The sequence below is a fragment of the Ignavibacteria bacterium genome (assembly GCA_025612375.1).
Taxonomy (GTDB): Bacteria; Bacteroidota; Ignavibacteria; order Ignavibacteriales; family SURF-24; genus JAAXKN01.
In genome coordinates this window covers 1-19,559 of sequence record JAAXKN010000031.1, presented here as the reverse complement: position 1 = coordinate 19,559, position 19,559 = coordinate 1, and the positions used below count along the sequence as shown (strand labels likewise).

The following is a 19,559-nucleotide window of genomic DNA, read 5'->3' as shown; positions in this document are numbered from 1 at the left end:
GTTTTAAGGCTTTTTTGTTTTCAGCGCTTCCTGATGCGGGATTTTATAAATTTTTAGCTAATTTTCCGGACATAATCCCCGCGAGACCATATGCATATGTAAAAGAAATGAGATTTATAACACAGGATTAAGTTCCGGGAATGAATATTAGTCATTGAAATAAATCACTTATTACATAAAATCTTATGCGGATAATCTTAACAGTCATTGCCTTAAACCTGCTTTTTCCCGGTGCCGCAACGGCGCAGAATCGCCCCGGGAGGCTGCAAGGGTTTGTTTTGGACAAGAAAACATCCCAGAGACTGCCGGACGTAACTATTATTATTTCGGGCACAGGAAAAGGTACTTCGACAACCCCAAAGGGATACTTTGAAATTGAGCTTCCCGGAGGCCAGTATACCGTTCAGGCCAGGATGATGGGATATGAGGCTATTGAGAAGAAGTGCAATATAATTCCGGATGAAAAAACGAGCCTTTTTTTTGAACTTGACCCGGCATCAATAAAAACAGAAGAAGTGTCTGTCGTTAGTTCAAAATATGACGAGATCAAAAGCAAGGGGTATGAACTTCAGCCCGGGGACCTAAAGAGTATTCCACAGTTTGGTGAGGCCGATCCCTTCCGGGCATTGTTCGCCCTGCCGGGAGTAAACTCAATAAACGATATTGGCAATCAGCTTTATGTACGAGGCGGTAATTTTGATGAGACAATGGTCTCGCTTGACGGGGTTCCTGTTTATAATACATATCACCTTGGCGGAATCTTCTCCAGCATAAACAGCGACATTATAAGCCGTGAGAAGATCTACCTGTCCAATTATCCCTTAAGTTCCGGCGGAAGCTTATCGGGCATTCTGGATCTTACTACAAAAACTGGCAGAAGCGATGAATACAGGACAGCGGCCTCCCTGGGGCTAATATCCTCCAGGGCATATGTTGAAGGCCCCCTGTTAAAAGGGACATTTACTGCCGCGGCAAGGAGGACATATCTTGATGCGCTTAACCTTATCTCCAGCCGTTCAATTCCCTATTACTTTTATGACGGGTATGCAAAGTATACGCTTCCTCTTGATGAAAATAATCTCCTTAATGCCAGCGCCTTTTATTCAAAAGACGTTCTTTTGCTCGGCTTTGATTCCAGGAATGAGAATGTTTCACCTTACTGGGGAAACCTGCTGCTAAACTCTCAATGGACGCACCTTTTTAACAGCATGAGCTCATTGAACGTAAAACTCTACCTGAGTAACTTTTTTATGGGGAGCAATACTGAAAACAGTTCTGTCTTTTTCGACAACCTGATTTCCGACCTGACCCTGAGGGCAGATTATGAACTCTCTTTAAGAGATCACGAATTAAAAGCCGGGGCTGAATATAAAGTACAGAAGCTAAGTTATGCGTGGAGTATCGGGCATTCAGGCCTGAGAGACTATATTAACCCGCCAGAGGAGGCATTTTTTGATTACGCTCCAAATCCATATAATTACAACGCCTCAGAAAACACGCTTAACATTTTTGCCACGGACGACATAAAACTTCAGGAGAATCTGTTCCTGAGGCTTGGGCTTAGAGGAAGCTGCCTTGAGAAGATGAAGCGCTTCTTCCCTTCTTTTTCAGCAGGAATTGACTTTAAGCCTTCAGGAAGGCTGAGCCTTAGCTTAAACTATGGCAGGTACTACCAGTTTCTTTATACAATAAAGGAAAACAGGCCCGAGAGCATATATGCCCCATTTGCCGTCTACTTCCTCTCCGACTCAAAAAGCAGCACTTCGAGCTCGGACCATTACTCGGCCGGCATAAATATTACCGGCCTGCCGCTGGAAACAGAGCTTGACGTGGAAGCATATTATAAGTCAAGGGCTAACCTGGCGTCTTCGTATAACAGTTACCCCAGGTACAGGTTTGAGAAAGGCTATGCCGCCGGAGCAGACGTACTGCTTAAAAAAGAAAAAGGGACTGTAACGGGATGGATAGGATATTCACTGGGCAGGTCTGTAAAGAATGGTGAAGAATACACCTATTACGCCAATTACGACAGAAGGCACACAGTAAAGATACTTTTGAGCTTTCAGCTTTCTGAAAAGTGGAAGCTAAGCGCATTCTGGACGTATGCCACGGGGACTCCTTATACTGATATCACAGGCAAGTACCTGGGAGGATATGATGAAAGGATAGGCATTTCCGACAGCTACTTAAGCAATTGGGGCAGCGCAATTGTATGGCGGCCTATTGACGGGGCAAAGAATCAAAGGAGAACTGAGGACCACCACAGGCTGGACCTTGGAATTACGGGTTCATTCATATGGGGCAGGTTTCTTGTAAATCCTTACCTCCAGGTACTAAATGCATATAATAACCCGAACTATGTAGTCATTAACCCCAACCTTCAGGAAGGAGGAGGAGATGACTCGGTAAAATTTCAGAACTCATTTATCATACCAACATTGGGAGTAGGAATTGAATTCTAAAAGAGCTCTGGCTTTGGCATTTCTGGCAGCATCACTTTTGATCTTCGGCTGTGAGTCGCCCATTGAGCAGGCGGCGGAGCCTGAAGAAATGAGCATAACGGGACTTCTAAGAGCAGGATCAGATGAGCCCCAGATGATCAGTGTATTCAAGACTTCCCCGCTTGGTGACCAAAACCAGAAAGATAATTTTATTTCCGATGCTGAGGTTTATCTGACCGATTCACTTGGATACTCATCCCGGTATGTGCTGAGTGATGATATAAGCTACGGGAAAGGATATAAGAATCCTGGTAAAACAGATTTTGTCCCCGGAAGGAAGTATTATCTGAGTGTAGAGACTCCCTTTGGCAAGGCACAAGGGGAAACGCGTTTTCCGGGTGACTTTGAAATTACAAGCCACAAAAATTCAGATACAATCATGGTTCCGGAAGATAAGACAGTAAACATAGAGCTTAGCTGGACCAAGAGTGAAGGAGCATATGGCTATGTTGTATATGACGGCAGCACACGAATAATAGAAAGCAGTGATGGAAACTCCCGCAATAATTACGGCGGCGGTAGAGTTTTTGCCACAGTGGATAACCGCATCGTCCTGCCCGTTTATAAAAGCGCATACGGAAAGGGAAGGATTATAAAAAGCGAAGAACTGATAACAATTACCGCATACGATAAAAACTTCAGGGCGCATCATTACGAGTCAAATAACAGTGCCGGAGTAAAAGGGGCTTACGGCTATTTTGCTTCAGCTGTAAGTAAAGCCATTAAAGTGGTAATTAAGTAGTCCGGGACGTATTCTCCTGCATGACATACCGGATCGTGAGCAGCGGGCCTTTTATTCTTTTATATTCCCGCTGCTTTGGAGAATAAATTTTGGGGTTTTGGAGAGAATTTGGGGTTTTCTTAGAGTCTCAGGCCGGGGCTTCCGGTGTAGCGGTTTTCAACCCTGGAGCCCAGGCTCTGGCTGCTGTCGTTCATATCAAAAACTTCAACAATAAACTTTTCGTTTGTCCTTTCTTTTATGCTTTCCTGAATTTTTTTCTTTAATTCTTTTGAAACCGAGCTAAAACTGGTAGAGCAGTAACTGCCCCTGGAGCTTGAAATCTTAATAATTTTCATGTTTTATGCCTGACAAATAAAAGAACGTGTACTTATTGTTTAATTTACAATAATAACACCTTGTGTCAAGTTTAATTGATGTGCATGAGTTATGAAAGGTTCGACGTTCAACGTTCGACGTTCGACGTTAAAAACTGCATGGCGGGCAGAGCCGCCCGCCTGCAGTTAAGGGAACAATCAGTGTGCCTGAGAGGCGAATTCTTTGGGTTTGGGGGCGGATTTGGATTCTTCTTTTACCATGAACCATAAAAGAGCGGAAATGGTAAGAGATACACCGCTTATTATAAATATTACGTTTTTGTCGGGCGAGTTCTGTATTAAATAACCCGAGCCGTAGCTTGCAAAAAGCTGCGGTATTACAACCGAAAGGTTGAATATTCCCATATAAAATCCCATTCTGCTCTTGTTCACCTTTTCAGAATATATTGCAAAAGGAAGGCTTACGACGGCTGACCACCCTATTCCAAGAACAGCCATCAGAATGTATAGCGTCGTGATTGTTTTGCCGAAGGCTACAATGCCGAAGTACCCCAAGGCCATAATTGCAACGCACGAGATGTGGGTTCTTATGCGCCCGATTTTCTCTGAAAGGGGTTCCAGAACAAAAGCCGGCAGAATAAAGCCTATTGTATTTAATATTGCAAATGAGATTGCAATGATCTGCCCTGTTTCATTTTCTGTTGCAGGATGGAGTTTCTGCTGAATGTAGGCAATAATATAAATAAACATGGTCTGAACGCCGAGCCATGTAAAGCCGTGGGCAAAGTAAATCTTAAAGAGCTGCGCTGTTTTAACCTTAGGCTGGACTTCATTTAATTCCTTTAATGAATCCGGGAGCTCCGAAGCCTCCACGGTCATAGGCTCTGTTATAAAGAGTGTAGGAAGGATTGAGAAAAGAAGAACAACACCCACACCGACATAAATTAAAGTATAGTTGCCGAAAATTGCGCCCACGACGTAAGCCAGTACGCCGAAAAATCCTGAGATAGTCTGCATCCAGGTATAGCCTTTTGTTCTTGCCACGCCTTCGGGTGTTACGTCGGCAATGACGGAGCGCGTAGGATTAAAGCTTATATTGATTGCAAGGTCGAGTGTTAGGGCTACAACAGTTGCAATTATGAGGAGGCTTTTTACGCCGAGCACGCCGCCGATTACGTGTATATTAGGCAGTGCAAGGAGCATTATAGCCGCCAGGGCGCCCCCGACCAGTATAAACGGCCTGCGCCTTCCTCCCCAGAGCCAGACCTTATCGCTTATAATACCGATAATCACCTGTCCTAATATACCGGCTAAAGGTCCTGCCGCCCAGACAAAGCCCACCTCGTCAATCCTGAGGTTATATTTAGTTGAAAGTATCCAGCTTAAAGCCGATATCTGGATTGAAAGCGCAAAACCCATTGCCGTAGCCGGAAGGCTAAGGACTGCGTAGAATGAATTTGTTAACCGTTTTTGAATTCCTAACATAGTTAATTCCTTGTTTTACGTTCGGCTGACAAGATTAAATTTTCACCCGGGGGAAAAGGCATCTCCGGGCATTGCCAAATTCTATAAAAAATATGTTTGTAAGATATAGAATCAAATTTATTATTCAAAGTTAAATTCTAACCAGAGAATAGTTTAAGACAAAACTGAGGCTTATCTCAGGCCGTGACATAATTTGCGGGGGCAGGCATAAAATCCTTCATTTATTCTGGAATATTTTTTACATTTAAGTTTTAAAATAGAAATTTTATAAATGCAAAATTTTCTTGCATTTATTCACCAATAAAAATAATTTTGTAGGTTTATTTCAGGATGGCAGGTACTCCCGTAGAAAAAGACGTAGCTGTAAACAGAAAAGCGCGGCATGAGTATGCAATAATTCAGACTTATGAGGCGGGAATTGTTTTACAGGGGACTGAAGTTAAGTCCATAAGGCAGGGCAAGGCGAACCTTTTGGACAGTTATGCCACGCTGAAAGATGGTGAACTCTGGCTCGTCAACTCTCACATCAGTGTTTACGATCAGGGCAGCATCAACAACCATGATCCTCTTAGAACCAGGAAGCTGCTTCTTAATAAAAGTGAAATCCGCAAGCTCATCGGTAAGGTAAAAGAAAAGGGTCTGACACTAGTGCCGTTAAGGCTTTACCTGAAACAGGGAAAAGTCAAGGTTGAGCTGGCTCTGGCCAAGGGCAAAAAGGTTTACGATAAGCGTGAAGACATAGCAAAGCGCGATTTCAACCGTGAGATGGAAAGAAGGGTCAAATACTGAAATATTTTTTGGTTAGACATTTAGATTGAAATTTTGAAGTTTAATAATAAATCATTCATATGAATGTAATTTTCAACATTGAAGGCAATAAATTTTCTTAAGAAATGGCAGATAAAATAAGTTTTCCCCCCATTAATGAGCAGATGGACCTGATTAGACGCGGGGCCACTGAGATCATTCCAGAAGATGAGTTAGTAAAAAAACTAGAAAATTCGTTAAAGAAGAACAAGCCGCTGAACGTTAAACTTGGCTGTGATCCGACCAGACCCGACCTTCACCTTGGCCATTCGGTTGTTTTAAGAAAGTTAGCACAGTTCCAGAGCCTGGGGCACCAGGCGATACTTATAATCGGGGATTTTACCGGCATGATCGGCGACCCGACCGGGCGGAACACCACACGCCCCCCTCTTACGCTTGAAGAGTCGCGTGCTAACGGACAGTCATATTTAGAACAGGCTTCCAAGATACTCAACAGAGAAAAGACCAAAATTGTATACAATTCGCAGTGGCTGGGAAAAATGACATTTGAGGATGTCATAAAGCTGGCATCAAAGTATACTGTTGCAAGGATGCTTGAGCGTGACGATTTCACAAAAAGGATGAAGGCTTCGGAGCCGATAAGCCTGCATGAACTTTTATATCCACTTGCCCAGGCAATGGATTCAGTTGCAATTGAAAGCGACGTTGAGCTTGGGGGAACGGATCAGAAATTCAATCTCCTCGTGGGGCGCGACATACAGAGGGAGTTCGGCATGGAGCCGCAGGTTATTCTTACGATGCCCCTTCTTGTCGGGACCGACGGCGTGGAGAAGATGAGCAAATCATACGGAAACTACATAGGAATAAGCGAGCCTGCAAAAGACATATTCGGCAAGACGCTTTCAATTCCGGACAACCTCATCTACACATATTATGAGCTTGCAACAAACATTCCTAACGCGGAACTGAAGGAACTGGAAAAGTTTCTTGAAACCCCGGGGAACAATCCGCGTGATGCAAAGCGCAGGCTGGCAAAGACAATTGTAGCCATGTATCACGACGAGGAAGCAGCCGAAAGTGCAGAGAAGGAATTTGACAGAATTTTTGTCGACAAAGGACTGCCTGATGAAATTGAAGAATACAAGTTTGACCAGGGTGTTAATGAGATCGGGATACTGGATCTGATTCTTACGGTGAAATTTGCGCCTTCGAAGCAGGAAGCCAGGAGACTTGTATTACAGGGAGGAGTTACTGTTGACGGGGAAAGAGTTGATGATATTGCCGCAGTAATAGTATTAGACAAAGAGAAGATACTTAAAGTAGGAAAAAGAAAATTTATTAAAATAACATGTTAAAAAGGAGATGATAATTTGTATGTACCAACAAAAATATTTTTTACCAAAGGGGTAGGCCGGCACAAAGAATATCTGCATTCATTTGAAATGGCGCTCAGGAGCGCCGGGATTGAGAAATGCAACCTGGTTACCGTAAGCAGCATTTATCCGGTTGGATGCAAACGCATTTCGAAGGAAGAGGGTCTCAAAGAAATTAATCCGGGTCAGATCACATTTTGTGTTATGGCCAGGAACTCCACAAATGAGCCCAACCGTCTAGTAGCTGCTTCACTGGGTGTTGCACTGCCTGCAGATGCATCGCAGTATGGCTATCTCTCTGAACACCATCCCTATGGGGAGACTGAAAAGAATGCCGGTGATTATGCCGAAGATCTGGCTGCTCAGATGCTCGCGACGACATTGGGTGTTGATTTCAATGCTGATACAGACTGGAATGAAAGAGAGCAGGTGTTTAAGATGTCTGGTAAAATAGTTCGTTCATTTAATGTAACACAGTCTGCCGAAGGCGAAAAATCGGGTTTGTGGACCACGGTTATTGCCGCAGCAGTCATGCTTCCATAGAAATACATATAAATTAATAGATGGACAATCACTTAATTTTTTGGGTGATATTTGCTGTTGTAGTTTCAGTTATGTTTTATGTGGATCTGTACCGCACAGAACACAGAAAAGGTAAAGTCGGTATAAAAGCAAGTCTAATGTGGAGCGGCATCTGGATAGGTGCCGCTTTGCTCTTCAACCTTGCAATTTATCTCTTCATGGAACAGGGCCACAGTCTCTCCGTAGAATTCCTGACCGGCTATATAATTGAAAAATCCCTTTCGGTTGACAACCTGTTTATATTTATCATGATCTTCAAGGTTATGGGGATTCACGAGGCAAATCAGCCGCACGTGCTTAAATGGGGAATTTTAAGCGCCATAGTAATGAGGGTAATCTTTATACTTGCGGGTGTGGCGCTGGTAAACATGTTTCATCCCATCATTTACATTTTCGGCATACTTTTGTTTTATGCCTCATACAAGATGGCATTTGGAGGCGAGGGTGAGATAAATCTTGAACACAATCCTGTCTTCAGGTTTGCCTCGAAAAGATTTAACCTGGTTTCAAAATACAACGGGAAAAAGTTTTTTATAAAGCAGAACGGCAAGAGGTATGTTACTCCCCTGTTTCTTACTTTTCTGCTGATTGAGTCGGCTGACCTGATATTTGCAGTTGATTCAATTCCGGCGGTAATAGCGATAACAAAGGATGTTTTTGTTATCATTACGTCTAACATTTTTGCAATTCTGGGTCTGAGGGCGCTTTATTTCGCTCTTGCGGGGATTGTAAAGCTGTTTACTTATCTGAAGTACGGAGTAGCTGTTATTTTATTTTTCGTTGGGATAAAAATGGTTCTTTCGGATATTTTTCCAATTCCCACAGAACTTTCATTGATCTTTATTGTTTTCTGCCTTGCCGCATCCATCATTCTTTCTCTGGCTTTTCCGCCGAAAGAAAATGAGGCACGGCAGTGACCGCCTTTTTAGCTTCCGGGCACAGATAAAAATAAAATAAATATCGTATATTTAATTAAGGAAATGTTTGTTGGCTTTCAGGCGCAAAATACTTATTTTTTGCCATAGAAAGGTTTTATGATTGAGAAATGCCGGTTATCAGATATTTGTAAGAAGAAAAATTGTTCTGAAGCGTAATAAAACTAAGAAATTGATAATTAAAACAAGAAGCGTTATAAATAGTGGGGTTTTGAGATTGTGATACCAAAACTTTTGGTGATTCCTTCTATTGACATCAAAGACGGCCAGACCGTCCGAGTAGTTCAGGGCATACCTGATCTGGACTGTCCTGAATACGGCAATGATCCTGTTGAAATGGCGCTCATCTGGAGGGCGGAGAATGCGAAGTGCATTCATGTGGTGGATTTCAATGCAGCCTGGGACAGCTCGGTTCAGAATCTGGAGATAATTGAAAAGATCTGTTCTGCGGTTGTAATTCCGGTGCAGCTTGGAGGCGGCATAAGGACGCTGGACGCCGCAAAAAGGGCCATGGATGCCGGGGTATACCGTCTGGCAATCGGGAGCCTAGCGATGGAAAATCCTGAAGAGTTCAAGAAAATACTGGAGACATTTGGTCCCAAGCACGTAGCGGCAGCAATTGATACGGTGGATAATGAAGTGGTAATAAAAGGAAGACAGGTCAGGACCCATGTGACACCCCTGGAGTTCGCAAAAAAGCTGAGTGAATACGGGGTAGAAAGGCTTATTGTAACAGACGTCAAAAGAAACGGTATGCTCTTAGGGCCGAACATTGAGCTTTCGAAAAGCATTGCCGAGGCAACGGGCAAGAAGGTTACGCTCTCAGGCGGCGTAAGGGATAAAGATGACCTGATGAAAATACAGGATTATGTGGACTGCGGCATTGATTCTGTTATTGTAGGGCGTGCGCTTTACGAAAATAATTTCCCCTGCCAGAGATTATGGCGGGTAGCTGAATTCGGCATATTTACATGAGGATTTAATGGAACCGGAAAAAAAGCTCAGGAGGCAGAGCAGTTTTTTTTCAAACCTGTTTAAGACTCCGGCTGAAAAAAATGAAATACTGGATCTTTTTACGTCCACTCTCCCCTTTGAGAGCTTTAGCGCAAAAGATGTGGACTTATTAATGCCGATTATGCATAACAGGATTTATGCCTCAGGTGAATATGTTTTCTTTCAGGACGACCCGGGAACGGCGTTTTATTTTATACAGGAAGGTGAAGTCTCTCTGGAGATGACATTTAAGGACGGCAAGAAGCTTAATGTGGGGCGATACAGGAAGGGGGACTTTTTTGGTGAGCTGGCGATGCTGGAAAATGAAAAGCGCTATGCCTCGGCAATTGCACAGAAGGACTCAAAACTTATAGTCATCTTTAAGCCGGATCTTGACGAGTATATAGACAAGTATCCCAAAAAAGGGATAAAAGTCTTAAGGGGTATTTCACAGATTTTTGCTCACCGTTTCAGACAGTTAAGCCAGGATTACGCTAACTTTTTCCTGGATAAATAGATCATAACACTCTTTTTTTATAAGGAGGTACTGTTATGGGAAGCCTGATTAAAAAGATACTAGTTCCCGTGGATTTCTCGGAATTCTCTAAAAATGCGCTCAAGTACGCCGTGGATTTTGCACAGGAGAACTCAGCCGAAACACTATATCTCATCTATGTAGTTGAGCCGGTCATATATCCGGCAGATTTCAGCATGGGGCAGGTGGCACTTCCCTCGGTGGAGCTTGAAGTTAATTCAAAAGCCAAGGATGAGCTTCTGAGCCTGGCTAAAAAAGAGATACCTGAGACACTTTGTTACGAGATTATAATTAAAACCGGGAAGCCTTTTGTTGAAATCAATGAAACCGCACAGGAAATTGACGCCGACCTCATTATCATCGCCTCGCACGGGCACACTGGTATGGAACAGATACTCTTCGGAAGTACGGCAGAGAAGGTAATAAGGAAAGCCCCCTGCCCTGTTTTGAGCCTCAGGACACCGATAAAAGGTTTCAGCTATAAGACAGAGAAGAAAGGATAGCCGCGGTCAAATCCATGCAGATGTCCTTTGATATGAAATGATTTTTTTTTATGTTATCCCCCGTAAAAAAAACAAATCAATGGACAAAATTGCATGAAGAAAAGACTGATTTTAATTCTGCCGTTACTTATGGCTCTTGCCGCAGGATGCTCATCCTCACAGAAAGCAGCGGGAGAAGATGTTAATATAATTCCGCGTTCGGCCTGGGGCGCTCTGGATCCCAAGCCATTTAAGCCGCATGTTCCAAACAGGATTACCATCCACCACGAGGGTGAATATTTAAGTCCCGACAGCAGCGCTGCCGAGAAGATCAAGAAAACCCAGGTATGGGGAATGGGCAAGGACAGGAACTGGGCAGATATCCCCTATCACTTTATGATTGACGCGCACGGAAATATATTTGAAGGGCGCAATGTTTTTACCGCCGGTGAGACAAATACGACTTATGATCCGACAGGCCATCTTTTAATTACGTGCCTCGGGAACTTCGAGGAGCAGAAGGTAACAGAAGAGCAGCTGAAGTCGCTTGTAGACCTTCTGGCATACTGCTGCAACAAGTACAATATTTCACCTGAGACGATAAAGGGACACAAGGATTACGCAGATACTCTCTGCCCCGGGAAGGATCTTTATAAGTACCTTCAGGACGGCTCTTTAATTAAAAGGGTCAAGGAAGTTCTGAAAGAAAAGTACGGTAAATAATTTTTTACTTTAAAAAGCGGGATTATGGGCGGTCAAAATGGCCATAATCCCGCTTTTGTTTTTTCAGGTTTTATAAGTCATCCCCGGGCATTCCGGGGGCAAGCATATCATCGGGCGCTCCCGGATTTTCATAAAGGCCCGGGCCCTTGTGCATCCCTCTTCCGGGAGAAAAAGACCTATCATCCATCTCAGGCCTTCTGTTCTTCAGGTCCTCAAATTTCTTTTTTTGATCAGCATTAAGGTGAGCTCCGGGGAATTTCTTCTTTATAAATTGCTCTTTAAGAATTTTTTCTTTTATTTACCCAGTATGAATTTATTAAGAAGATTTTCCCTTATTATAATTTTATTCCCGGCTTTTCTTTCTGCACAAACATACCCGGGAAACTTCACCTCTTATTCTGCCGCGGGCAGGGTAACGCTTGTTAATGCAGGCAGTGCGGCCTTCCGCTTTACCTTTTACAAACCCGAGATCGTGAAGGTGGATTTCATCCCCTCTCCCGGCACCAAGTTTGATTCCTCTCTTGTTGTCATACAGGATACCTCTGAGGCAGTTCCAATTATAAGATCTGAAACGGATTCCACGCTCGAGATTGCATCAGCGGGATTAAGGGTCAGGGTGTCAAAGTATCCCTTAAGGATTACGTATTATGACCTGCAGGGGAATCTTCTCTTAAAAGATAAAGGGGGCTTTTCCTTTAGCGGCAGCACAAGGAGCGTTGAATTCCGGATTCAGCAGAACGAGCACTTTTACGGCACGGGTGAAAGAGGGACAGATCTGGACAAGCGCGGGCAGGCATTTTCCAGCTACAACACACAGATGGGCGGCTACACGTCACCTCTTGACGTAATGATGATTAACATTCCTTTTGCGGCTTCAACAAACGGATACTCCATTTACTTTGAAAACACTTATCCCGGCTATTGGAATTTCGGGCAGAACGGGACTCAGGCCTTTTCCTACAGTGTTTCCGGAGGAGAGCTTTCCTATTATCTTATTGCCGCACGGGGTATTCCGGAGCAGCTAAGCAAATACACCTGGCTTACAGGACGGCAGCCCTTGCCTCCAAGGTGGGCCCTGGGCTACATACAGTCTAAGTACGGCTACCGCGATGAATCTGAGGCAAGGACTATGGTTCAGACGATGAAGGAGAAAAATATTCCGCTGGACGCCATAGTGCTGGACCTCTACTGGTTTAAGGCGATGGGAGACATCAGCTGGGACCTATCAAAGTGGCCTAACCCGTTTAAGATGATGAATGACTTTCTGGCGCAGGGGGTAAAAACGGTTGCAATTACTGAACCATATATTACAGAAAGCTCGCCAAACTTTAGTGAGGCGGCATCCAAGGGTTACTTTGCCAAAAACAGCCAGGGAAGCCCTTTTGTATTCTCTGGCTGGTGGAGCTGCGGCTGCAACGCCGGACTTTTAGACATTACGAACCCCCAGGCACAGCAGTGGTGGTGGAACATGCATCCTTCCTTTTTCGGAAGCCAGATGGCCGGGATCTGGACGGATCTTGGTGAGCCGGAACGTGACAACGCGCAGATGCAGTATTATTTGGGGCCTTCGACTAAAGTGCACAACGTATATAACCTCCTCTGGGCCAGGACAATTTTTAACGGGTTTAAGAGTTTCCGTCCAAACGAGAGGCTGTTCGACCTGACACGTTCGGGCTACGCCGGGATCCAGAGGTATTCAGCTATAACGTGGTCTGGGGATGTTGGAAGGAGCTTCGGGGGTCTTGCGGTGCAGCTTCCAATTATGTTAAGCATGGGGCTTTCAGGGCTGGGATACCACAATTCAGACATTGGGGGCTTTACCGGGGGTTATACGACGCCGGAACTGTACGCGAGGTGGATGGAGTTCGGGAGCTTCTGCCCCATTACGCGGGCGCACGGGACTGGACAGGATACAGAGCCGTGGATATTCGGAACCGAAACCGAAGAAATAAGCCGGAAATTCATTCGGTTAAGATACCAGCTTATACCATACATTTACACCATGGCTTACGAAAACCACACGACCGGCATGCCGCTTGCGCGCCCATTGTTCTTCGATTACCCCACGGATGAGAAGCTTTACAACTTAAGCACTTCGTACATGTGGGGAAGTTCCATGCTAGTCTCCCCTGTTGTTTCACAAGGGCAGACTTCAAAGAGTGTTTATCTTCCTGAAGGATTATGGGTTGATTTTTTTGATGACCACATTTATAATGGAAGCCAGACAATTACGGTGCCCTCTCCGATGGAGAAGATGCCGGTGTTTGTAAAAATGGGAAGCATTATTCCTATGCAGCCAGTAGTTAAGAATACAGAAGAGATCCCTACCGACACTCTACTTCTAAGGATCTATCCCTCATTAGATAATCCGGGGAATTTTAAGCTTTATGAAGATGACGGGAAAACTCTTTCTTATCAGAATGGGCAGTTCAGCCAGACAGTCTTTACGCAGAGGACTCTGACTTCAGACAAAGGAAACTCACTGGAGCTGACAATCGGGGAGACGCAGGGGAGCTACACGGGAAAACCGTTTTTCAGGACTTACATTGCAGAAGTGCATTTAATTTCGGATAAGCCGGAATCTGTAGTGATAAACGGCAGAAGTGCCACTATCCAGCCTTCACTAATGGAGCTGAAGATGAGCACGGGAGGGTTCTATTTTGATAATGCGTCGCACACCCTGTTTATTCAGCTAAAGGCGTATGCTGACAGCGCGTACAAAGTAACAGCAAACAACATCAGTCTTCTTACAGATGTCCGCGACAACAGCAAGGTGATGAAGTTCAGCCTGGAGCAGAACTATCCAAACCCTTTTAATCCCACTACAAAAATCAAGTTCACGATTGCTGAAAAATCTCTGGTAAAGCTTACGGTTTATGACATTTTAGGGCGCAAAGCAGCAAGGCTAATAGATAAAGAAATGCCGCGGGGAGATTTTGAAATAAACTTTGATGCCGGAAGCCTTCCAAGCGGCGTTTACATATATGAGCTTAATTGCGGGAGCTACCGTGAGGTGAAGAAAATGAATCTGGTGAAGTAGAAATAATTTTGCAGTTAACCCGCAGATTTATTATAATAATGGCCTATTTTTGGATAATTTTTAGAGAAGAAAATGGATTACAAGTTATTAGCAGAGAAAGCCGTTGAGGCAAAAGGACGGGCGCTGCCGACATACTCAAAGTTTCATGTTGGCGCTGCACTTCTGACCGCAGAGGGTAAAGTTTACTTAGGCGGCAACATTGAGACCTCCTCATACGGGCTTACAATATGTGCGGAAAGGACCGCAGTCTTTAAGGCAATTTCTGAAGGCGAGAGGAAATTTACGGCCATAGCAATTGCAAGTGACGCTCCGGGATTCTGCCCTCCGTGCGGTGCCTGCCGTCAGGTAATGCAGGACTTGTGCGGAAACATCGACGTAATTATGATTAATCACAAAAATGAATTAGACATAAAGAAACTCGATGAACTTCTTCCCTACGCTTTTAAGGATGAGGATCTGGAAAGCGCCAAAAAATAAGATTTACAAATAAGACGGGGGCTCGTAAAAGAGATGATGGAATTTACACCGCATTCAACTCCAAAGGGAACAGGCTGGATTGAGGTTATAGCAGGATGCATGTTCAGCGGTAAAACCGAAGAGCTGATAAGGCGCCTTAGAAGGGCCAGGATAGCCAAGCAGAACGTTAAAATATTCAAGCCGCGCATTGATACGAGGTATTCGGATACAGAAATCGTATCGCACAGCGAGCAGTCGCTTCCTTCCATACTTATAGACAACGCGCAGGAGATCTTAAAGCTTTCTTCTGACGCGCAGGTTATTGGAATAGACGAGGCGCAGTTTTTCTCAAATGACCTGGTTGACGTATGCAACACGCTTGCAGACGAGGGAAAAAGGGTTGTTGTAGCAGGCCTTGACCTGGATTACAAGGCTCAGCCATTTGAGCCGATGCCTCAGATGCTGGCGATAGCCGAATACATCACTAAAACGCTTGCCATATGTGTAGTATGCGGAAACCCTGCTGACAGGACGCAGCGTACGATCCACTCGGCCGAGAGGGTCATAGTTGGTGCATCAGACAGCTACGAAGCGCGCTGCAGAAAGTGCCATTATATTCCGGAATAAATAACTTCAGGCGCGCAGTTTCTTTAATAAGGATAATTGTTAAACATGATAAACTTAAACAATAAATATCACAACCTTTCAGATGCGGTAAAAGATCTTGCTCCCTTTACGCCTGATGCTGCTCTTATTCTTGGAAGCGGACTTGGTGAATTTGCAGAAAGCGTGGATACAATAAAAACCATCAGCACCACTTCCCTGCCCGGATATCCCCCTTCCACAGTGCCCGGGCACGAGGGGAAGATTCATTTTTCGGAGTACAAGGGTAAAAAGCTGATGCTCTTTCAGGGAAGGATCCACTTCTATGAAGGCTATAAGATAAGCGAGTGTGTCCTGCCGGTTTTCCTGGCTCATAAGCTTGGGTGCAAAAAAGTTATTTTAACGAATGCGGCCGGAGGAATTAACCCGAATTTTGTTCCGGGCGACCTGATGCTTAACGTTTCTTTTAATTCAGTGAACATTAAAAAAGAGCTGAGCCAGCTGATAGGAACAATTTCCAAAGAAGCAAAAGACCGGGTACTCTCGTTTCCCTCCCCCATACTGAATGAGAAGATACGCAAGGCAGCGCTTGAGGAAAGAATTTACTTGAGGGAAGGGGTATATTATTACGCAAAGGGACCGAGTTATGAGACTCCTGCTGAAATAAAGATGATGGGAGCCTTTGGCGGGGATGCCGTCGGGATGTCGACAGTTCATGAAGCCGTATATGCCTCATACCTGGGCATGGAAGTAGCGGCAATTACATGCATTACAAATTACGCAGCCGGAATTTCACCGGTAAAGCTTTCGCACAGTGATGTAACTGAAACCGCCAACAGAGTAAAACATACATTTGAGAGTCTGATAAAGAAGGTTATTACGCTGGTTGATTAAACAGGGTTTAATCAACCAGCCGGTAATATGGGGGGATTAAAAAGTGTTTCCGGCAAGGCTTAAAAGTGCTGGATTTTCAGCACAACGGCCAGAATAACTGCGAGCAGTACGAGTCCAGAAATAAAGGCTCTTAAAAGAGGGCTCATTCTGCTTTTGTAAATCATATCCTGCTTTGAAAGGTCCTTTCTGACGTAGTCTCCTTTTTCAATTGACCATTCATTGTAAGCTGATTTTTTAAGTGACATTTCCATTTCCGATTTATTTAAAAAGAACAATTAGGTCCGGATCAAGTAATTCCTTTGAAGTATTATCAGGTTAAAACAAAAACATATCATTAAGGAAAGGGAGCCTTTTTCTCACGTCCATGAGTGTGTCCAGGCTGATATCCGTTCCGGATATGGTTTCGTCGTTAACGAGTGTAATCAGTTCATCGCCCAGGGGAGAGATAATGCTGCTAAAGCCGTTATAGTCATTACCCGGATCGGTGCCGACGCGGTTAACAGCTGCGATGTAGCACTGGTTTTCGATAGCTCTTGCCTTAAGGAGAGCCTTCCAGTGTTCAATTCTTTTAACGGGCCAGTTTGCAATTACAACCATGAGTTCAGTGCGTTCCCTGGCATATGTGCGGAATAGTTCCGGGAACCTGAGGTCGTAGCAGATAGACAAGCCTATTTTCCATTCACCTATAGAAGAGACGACCGGTTTTTCACCTCTGGAGTAGTGTACATTTTCGCCTGAGAATGAAAAAGGATGAATCTTCCTGTATTTATTTTTTAAGGCGCCATCAGTGCCGTAATGGACAAGGCTGTTATAGATTTTGGAATCAGCCTTTTCAATAAAGCCCGCAATAACTTCAGTATTCAGCCTTTTGGCAAGGTCTGAAAAGTACCGGCAGGAGGTGCCGCCATCTTCCCCGGCGAACTTTACGGAATTCATGGTAAAGCCCGTGAGGGACATTTCGGGGAAAATTAAAAGAGAATAATTTTCCTGGCATTTTGAAACCAGTTCATCCAGTTTTAACTTATTTTCTTCTATATTTTCCCATGTGGGGTTATATTGTACTAAACCGATTTTCATTAATTTTATAAATTTTGTATGCAAATATACAAATTACGGCATAAAAGTTAAACACTCCGGGGGTAAAAGTAAACGGAAATTTCAGGTATGGCCCATTTGGGCTATGAATATCGCAGGAGAAAAAGTGTTTATGTCAGAGGTGGAAGACGCTGATTAAAATCACGTACGCAAAGAAAATTACGACGAATGTGGCAGCAACGATTCCAATTACAACAGGTGTGCTGATTCTTTTTTCTTCCGAATTATTTTCCGGGGCATAAGAGGGTTTTGGCTCTTCCCTTTCGCTTTTGAACAATGGAGTTTCGGGCGCCTTTACAGAGGGTTCGGGGCTCATGGGCGGGTTATCCATAAATTCGTCCACGTTTACCTTATCCCCCATATCGTAGAAAACTTTATCCTTAAGAGAGCCGTCCCTGTTGTACAAGAGGTTAATGCCGTTTTTAATTCCGTTAACGAAGTTAATTTCTTCCTTCAGCTTTCCGTCCTCGTAATAGATTTGTGTCAGGCCGTCGTCGCGTCCATCGAGGAAGTTTTTAATTGCAAGGAGTGCGCCGTTTTCGTAGTAGAATCTGGAAGTGCCGTCGGCGACGCCGTTTCTGTAGTTCCACTCCCCTTTAAGGGCGCCGCTTTTATAGAAAGTTTTGCTGATGCCTTCTTTTTTTCCATTTACCAGGTTTTCGTCGCTTTTAACCGTACCCGAATGGAAGTAGACTTTTGTAGATCCTTCGCGGACTCCGTTAGAATAGCTGATTTCGCTTTTAAGCTGGCCGTCCTCATAGTAATAGCTGGTCAGACCGTGCTGGAGGTCATCCTTAAACTCAATTTCAATTTTAGGCAGGCCGTTATCATAAAAGACTTTTGCCGTGCCGTTTTTCTTTCCATTCTTATACTGTATGAGTTCCTGGATTGTACCGTTTTCATTTAAGAGTTTAACCTCACCTTCGAGCTTGCCGTTTGAGTAAAACTTTTCCGTGCGGACGGCTCCGCTGGTATAGTACGTCCTGAACAGGCCATTTTTAAGCCCTTTTTCTATCTCGTATTCTGAAGGTTTATTCATAAACAGGATCAACACATATTATTTTTTGAAAAAGAATGGATTGTTGTATTATTATCGAAATATACTTGCGTAAATTAAGCAAATTTATTGAAAGTGCGGAATCTCACATTTTACTTTATTTAATTATTACTTATTTTAGTGATAAAAAAGACTCAACATGAAATACCTTTCAGCATTGCTGATGCTAATAATATTCACCGCGGCAGCCCGTGCGCAGGACAAGCAGGAAGCCTGGGTAATGGTAAAGAATTCCGCGGGCAACCTTCTGCAGGTAGACGTTACGACGCTGAAGGCACGGGAGAAAGCGGATATTTACGTCTGGGGCCTCCAGTCCTTCAAAGAGCCTATTATAATTGAAGGCATAAGCGGAAGAATATTCAAGGTAAAGACGTATTATCTTATCAACACTGAGCTTTCGAAATACAGCATACTAAGGATTGCCTACTATGGAAGTGAAAACCGAATGCTAAGGGAGTTCAGTTACTTAGACGAGGTACAGGAAGAGAGCGTAAGGTATAACTATCCGATTCTTCCGGGGTCGGACGTTGAGGCAATTTGCAGTAAAACAGTAAAATATTTAAGGAAGTAATTTTTGAAAAGCAGCGACAAGTCAAATCTGATTGAAGTAAAAAGTTCAGGAATTCATGGCTACGGCCTTTTTGCAGTTGAGAATATTGCCCCGGGTGAAATGCTGTTCATAATAAAGGGAGAGGTAATTGACGAAGATGAAGCTATAAGGCGCGAGGAGGAAGAGGAAAACGTTTATATATTTTATAACGGGGACACCTACATTGACACGGTTAAGACCGAGAAGATCAAATACATAAACCACTCCTGCGAGCCGAACTGTGAGGTAATGGATGGTGATGAAGCCTCGCTTAAGCTTGTATCTGCAAGGGCGATTGAAGAAGGTGAAGAGATAACGATTGATTACGGCTATGATGAGATTTATGAGCAGTGCAATTGTGTTGTGTGCACGGAGAAGAAGGCGGAATAGTA

At 44.0% G+C, this 19,559-nt stretch carries 21 protein-coding genes; 16 read left to right on the top strand and 5 right to left on the bottom strand.

Annotated elements, in window-relative coordinates:
- The first annotated feature begins 278 nt into the window (after window positions 1-278).
- Window positions 279-2,462, top strand: coding sequence for a TonB-dependent receptor (locus HF312_16105; protein ID MCU7521738.1), 2,184 nt, complete (start codon window positions 279-281; stop codon window positions 2,460-2,462).
- Window positions 2,452-3,243, top strand: a complete 792-nt coding sequence (locus HF312_16100; GenBank protein MCU7521737.1) for a hypothetical protein — start codon at window positions 2,452-2,454, stop codon at window positions 3,241-3,243. The genes HF312_16105 and HF312_16100 overlap by 11 nt, the downstream gene beginning before the upstream one ends.
- Window positions 3,244-3,362: 119 nt before the next feature.
- On the opposite strand, the gene HF312_16095 is transcribed toward HF312_16100, so the two are convergent.
- Window positions 3,363-3,578 (bottom strand): hypothetical protein, encoded by a 216-nt coding sequence (locus tag HF312_16095; GenBank protein ID MCU7521736.1) that lies wholly within the window; start codon window positions 3,576-3,578, stop codon window positions 3,363-3,365.
- 177 nt (window positions 3,579-3,755) lie between these two features.
- Window positions 3,756-5,042 carry an SLC45 family MFS transporter gene (locus HF312_16090; protein ID MCU7521735.1) on the bottom strand — a complete coding sequence of 429 codons (1,287 nt, stop codon included), beginning with the start codon at window positions 5,040-5,042 and terminating at the stop codon, window positions 3,756-3,758.
- Window positions 5,043-5,372: 330 nt separating this feature from the next.
- Here HF312_16090 and smpB point away from each other — a divergent pair, with 330 nt between their 5' ends.
- From smpB to HF312_16030, 12 genes are all read left to right on the top strand, one after another.
- Window positions 5,373-5,831 carry an SsrA-binding protein SmpB gene (smpB, locus tag HF312_16085; protein ID MCU7521734.1) on the top strand — a complete coding sequence of 153 codons (459 nt, stop codon included), beginning with the start codon at window positions 5,373-5,375 and terminating at the stop codon, window positions 5,829-5,831.
- A gap of 104 nt (window positions 5,832-5,935) precedes the next feature.
- Window positions 5,936-7,165: a tyrosine--tRNA ligase gene (locus HF312_16080; protein MCU7521733.1), complete on the top strand. Its 1,230-nt coding sequence runs from the start codon at window positions 5,936-5,938 to the stop codon at window positions 7,163-7,165.
- 15 nt (window positions 7,166-7,180) lie between these two features.
- Complete coding sequence (locus HF312_16075) at window positions 7,181-7,726, top strand: arginine decarboxylase, pyruvoyl-dependent (GenBank protein ID MCU7521732.1); 546 nt, start codon at window positions 7,181-7,183, stop codon at window positions 7,724-7,726.
- A 20-nt stretch (window positions 7,727-7,746) separates the two neighbouring features.
- Window positions 7,747-8,682 carry a TerC/Alx family metal homeostasis membrane protein gene (locus HF312_16070; GenBank protein ID MCU7521731.1) on the top strand — a complete coding sequence of 312 codons (936 nt, stop codon included), beginning with the start codon at window positions 7,747-7,749 and terminating at the stop codon, window positions 8,680-8,682.
- 237 nt (window positions 8,683-8,919) lie between these two features.
- A complete protein-coding gene (gene hisA, locus HF312_16065; GenBank protein ID MCU7521730.1) occupies window positions 8,920-9,675 on the top strand; it encodes a 1-(5-phosphoribosyl)-5-[(5-phosphoribosylamino)methylideneamino]imidazole-4-carboxamide isomerase in 756 nt (251 codons plus the stop codon).
- A 7-nt stretch (window positions 9,676-9,682) separates the two neighbouring features.
- Window positions 9,683-10,210 carry a cyclic nucleotide-binding domain-containing protein gene (locus HF312_16060; protein ID MCU7521729.1) on the top strand — a complete coding sequence of 176 codons (528 nt, stop codon included), beginning with the start codon at window positions 9,683-9,685 and terminating at the stop codon, window positions 10,208-10,210.
- 35 nt (window positions 10,211-10,245) lie between these two features.
- Complete coding sequence (locus HF312_16055) at window positions 10,246-10,731, top strand: universal stress protein (GenBank protein MCU7521728.1); 486 nt, start codon at window positions 10,246-10,248, stop codon at window positions 10,729-10,731.
- Between the two features lie 93 nt (window positions 10,732-10,824).
- Window positions 10,825-11,433 carry an N-acetylmuramoyl-L-alanine amidase gene (locus tag HF312_16050; protein MCU7521727.1) on the top strand — a complete coding sequence of 203 codons (609 nt, stop codon included), beginning with the start codon at window positions 10,825-10,827 and terminating at the stop codon, window positions 11,431-11,433.
- A gap of 307 nt (window positions 11,434-11,740) precedes the next feature.
- Window positions 11,741-14,473 carry a DUF5110 domain-containing protein gene (locus HF312_16045; GenBank protein MCU7521726.1) on the top strand — a complete coding sequence of 911 codons (2,733 nt, stop codon included), beginning with the start codon at window positions 11,741-11,743 and terminating at the stop codon, window positions 14,471-14,473.
- A 72-nt stretch (window positions 14,474-14,545) separates the two neighbouring features.
- Window positions 14,546-14,950 carry a cytidine deaminase gene (cdd, locus tag HF312_16040; protein MCU7521725.1) on the top strand — a complete coding sequence of 135 codons (405 nt, stop codon included), beginning with the start codon at window positions 14,546-14,548 and terminating at the stop codon, window positions 14,948-14,950.
- 36 nt (window positions 14,951-14,986) lie between these two features.
- Complete coding sequence (locus tag HF312_16035) at window positions 14,987-15,556, top strand: thymidine kinase (GenBank protein ID MCU7521724.1); 570 nt, start codon at window positions 14,987-14,989, stop codon at window positions 15,554-15,556.
- A gap of 45 nt (window positions 15,557-15,601) precedes the next feature.
- A complete protein-coding gene (locus HF312_16030) occupies window positions 15,602-16,426 on the top strand; it encodes a purine-nucleoside phosphorylase (GenBank protein MCU7521723.1) in 825 nt (274 codons plus the stop codon).
- Between the two features lie 59 nt (window positions 16,427-16,485).
- Here HF312_16030 and HF312_16025 read toward each other — a convergent pair whose 3' ends face one another.
- The 3 genes from HF312_16025 to HF312_16015 all read right to left on the bottom strand — a co-directional run bounded on the left by HF312_16025 (window position 16,486) and on the right by HF312_16015 (window position 18,560).
- Complete coding sequence (locus tag HF312_16025; GenBank protein ID MCU7521722.1) at window positions 16,486-16,671, bottom strand: hypothetical protein; 186 nt, start codon at window positions 16,669-16,671, stop codon at window positions 16,486-16,488.
- Window positions 16,672-16,741: 70 nt separating this feature from the next.
- The gene (locus HF312_16020; protein ID MCU7521721.1) at window positions 16,742-17,503 is read right to left on the bottom strand and encodes a hypothetical protein; all 762 of its coding nucleotides are present in this window, start codon (window positions 17,501-17,503) and stop codon (window positions 16,742-16,744) included.
- Between the two features lie 133 nt (window positions 17,504-17,636).
- Complete coding sequence (locus HF312_16015) at window positions 17,637-18,560, bottom strand: toxin-antitoxin system YwqK family antitoxin (protein ID MCU7521720.1); 924 nt, start codon at window positions 18,558-18,560, stop codon at window positions 17,637-17,639.
- 157 nt (window positions 18,561-18,717) lie between these two features.
- Here HF312_16015 and HF312_16010 point away from each other — a divergent pair, with 157 nt between their 5' ends.
- Window positions 18,718-19,149 (top strand): hypothetical protein, encoded by a 432-nt coding sequence (locus HF312_16010; protein ID MCU7521719.1) that lies wholly within the window; start codon window positions 18,718-18,720, stop codon window positions 19,147-19,149.
- Between the two features lie 3 nt (window positions 19,150-19,152).
- The gene (locus tag HF312_16005; protein MCU7521718.1) at window positions 19,153-19,557 is read left to right on the top strand and encodes an SET domain-containing protein; all 405 of its coding nucleotides are present in this window, start codon (window positions 19,153-19,155) and stop codon (window positions 19,555-19,557) included.
- Window positions 19,558-19,559 lie beyond the last annotated feature (2 nt).

Bases quoted from the DNA above. Each gene is read 5' to 3' on its own strand.
- HF312_16095 (MCU7521736.1), bottom strand. From the start codon at position 3,578: ATGAAAATTATTAAGATTTCAAGCTCCAGGGGCAGTTACTGCTCTACC.
- HF312_16090 (MCU7521735.1), bottom strand. From the start codon at position 5,042: ATGTTAGGAATTCAAAAACGGTTAACAAATTCATTCTACGCAGTCCTT.
- smpB (MCU7521734.1), top strand. From the start codon at position 5,373: ATGGCAGGTACTCCCGTAGAAAAAGACGTAGCTGTAAACAGAAAAGCG.
- HF312_16080 (MCU7521733.1), top strand. From the start codon at position 5,936: ATGGCAGATAAAATAAGTTTTCCCCCCATTAATGAGCAGATGGACCTG.
- HF312_16070 (MCU7521731.1), top strand. From the start codon at position 7,747: ATGGACAATCACTTAATTTTTTGGGTGATATTTGCTGTTGTAGTTTCA.
- HF312_16060 (MCU7521729.1), top strand. From the start codon at position 9,683: ATGGAACCGGAAAAAAAGCTCAGGAGGCAGAGCAGTTTTTTTTCAAAC.
- HF312_16055 (MCU7521728.1), top strand. From the start codon at position 10,246: ATGGGAAGCCTGATTAAAAAGATACTAGTTCCCGTGGATTTCTCGGAA.
- HF312_16050 (MCU7521727.1), top strand. From the start codon at position 10,825: ATGAAGAAAAGACTGATTTTAATTCTGCCGTTACTTATGGCTCTTGCC.
- HF312_16045 (MCU7521726.1), top strand. From the start codon at position 11,741: ATGAATTTATTAAGAAGATTTTCCCTTATTATAATTTTATTCCCGGCT.
- cdd (MCU7521725.1), top strand. From the start codon at position 14,546: ATGGATTACAAGTTATTAGCAGAGAAAGCCGTTGAGGCAAAAGGACGG.
- HF312_16035 (MCU7521724.1), top strand. From the start codon at position 14,987: ATGGAATTTACACCGCATTCAACTCCAAAGGGAACAGGCTGGATTGAG.
- HF312_16030 (MCU7521723.1), top strand. From the start codon at position 15,602: ATGATAAACTTAAACAATAAATATCACAACCTTTCAGATGCGGTAAAA.
- HF312_16025 (MCU7521722.1), bottom strand. From the start codon at position 16,671: ATGTCACTTAAAAAATCAGCTTACAATGAATGGTCAATTGAAAAAGGA.
- HF312_16020 (MCU7521721.1), bottom strand. From the start codon at position 17,503: ATGAAAATCGGTTTAGTACAATATAACCCCACATGGGAAAATATAGAA.
- HF312_16015 (MCU7521720.1), bottom strand. From the start codon at position 18,560: ATGAATAAACCTTCAGAATACGAGATAGAAAAAGGGCTTAAAAATGGC.
- HF312_16010 (MCU7521719.1), top strand. From the start codon at position 18,718: ATGAAATACCTTTCAGCATTGCTGATGCTAATAATATTCACCGCGGCA.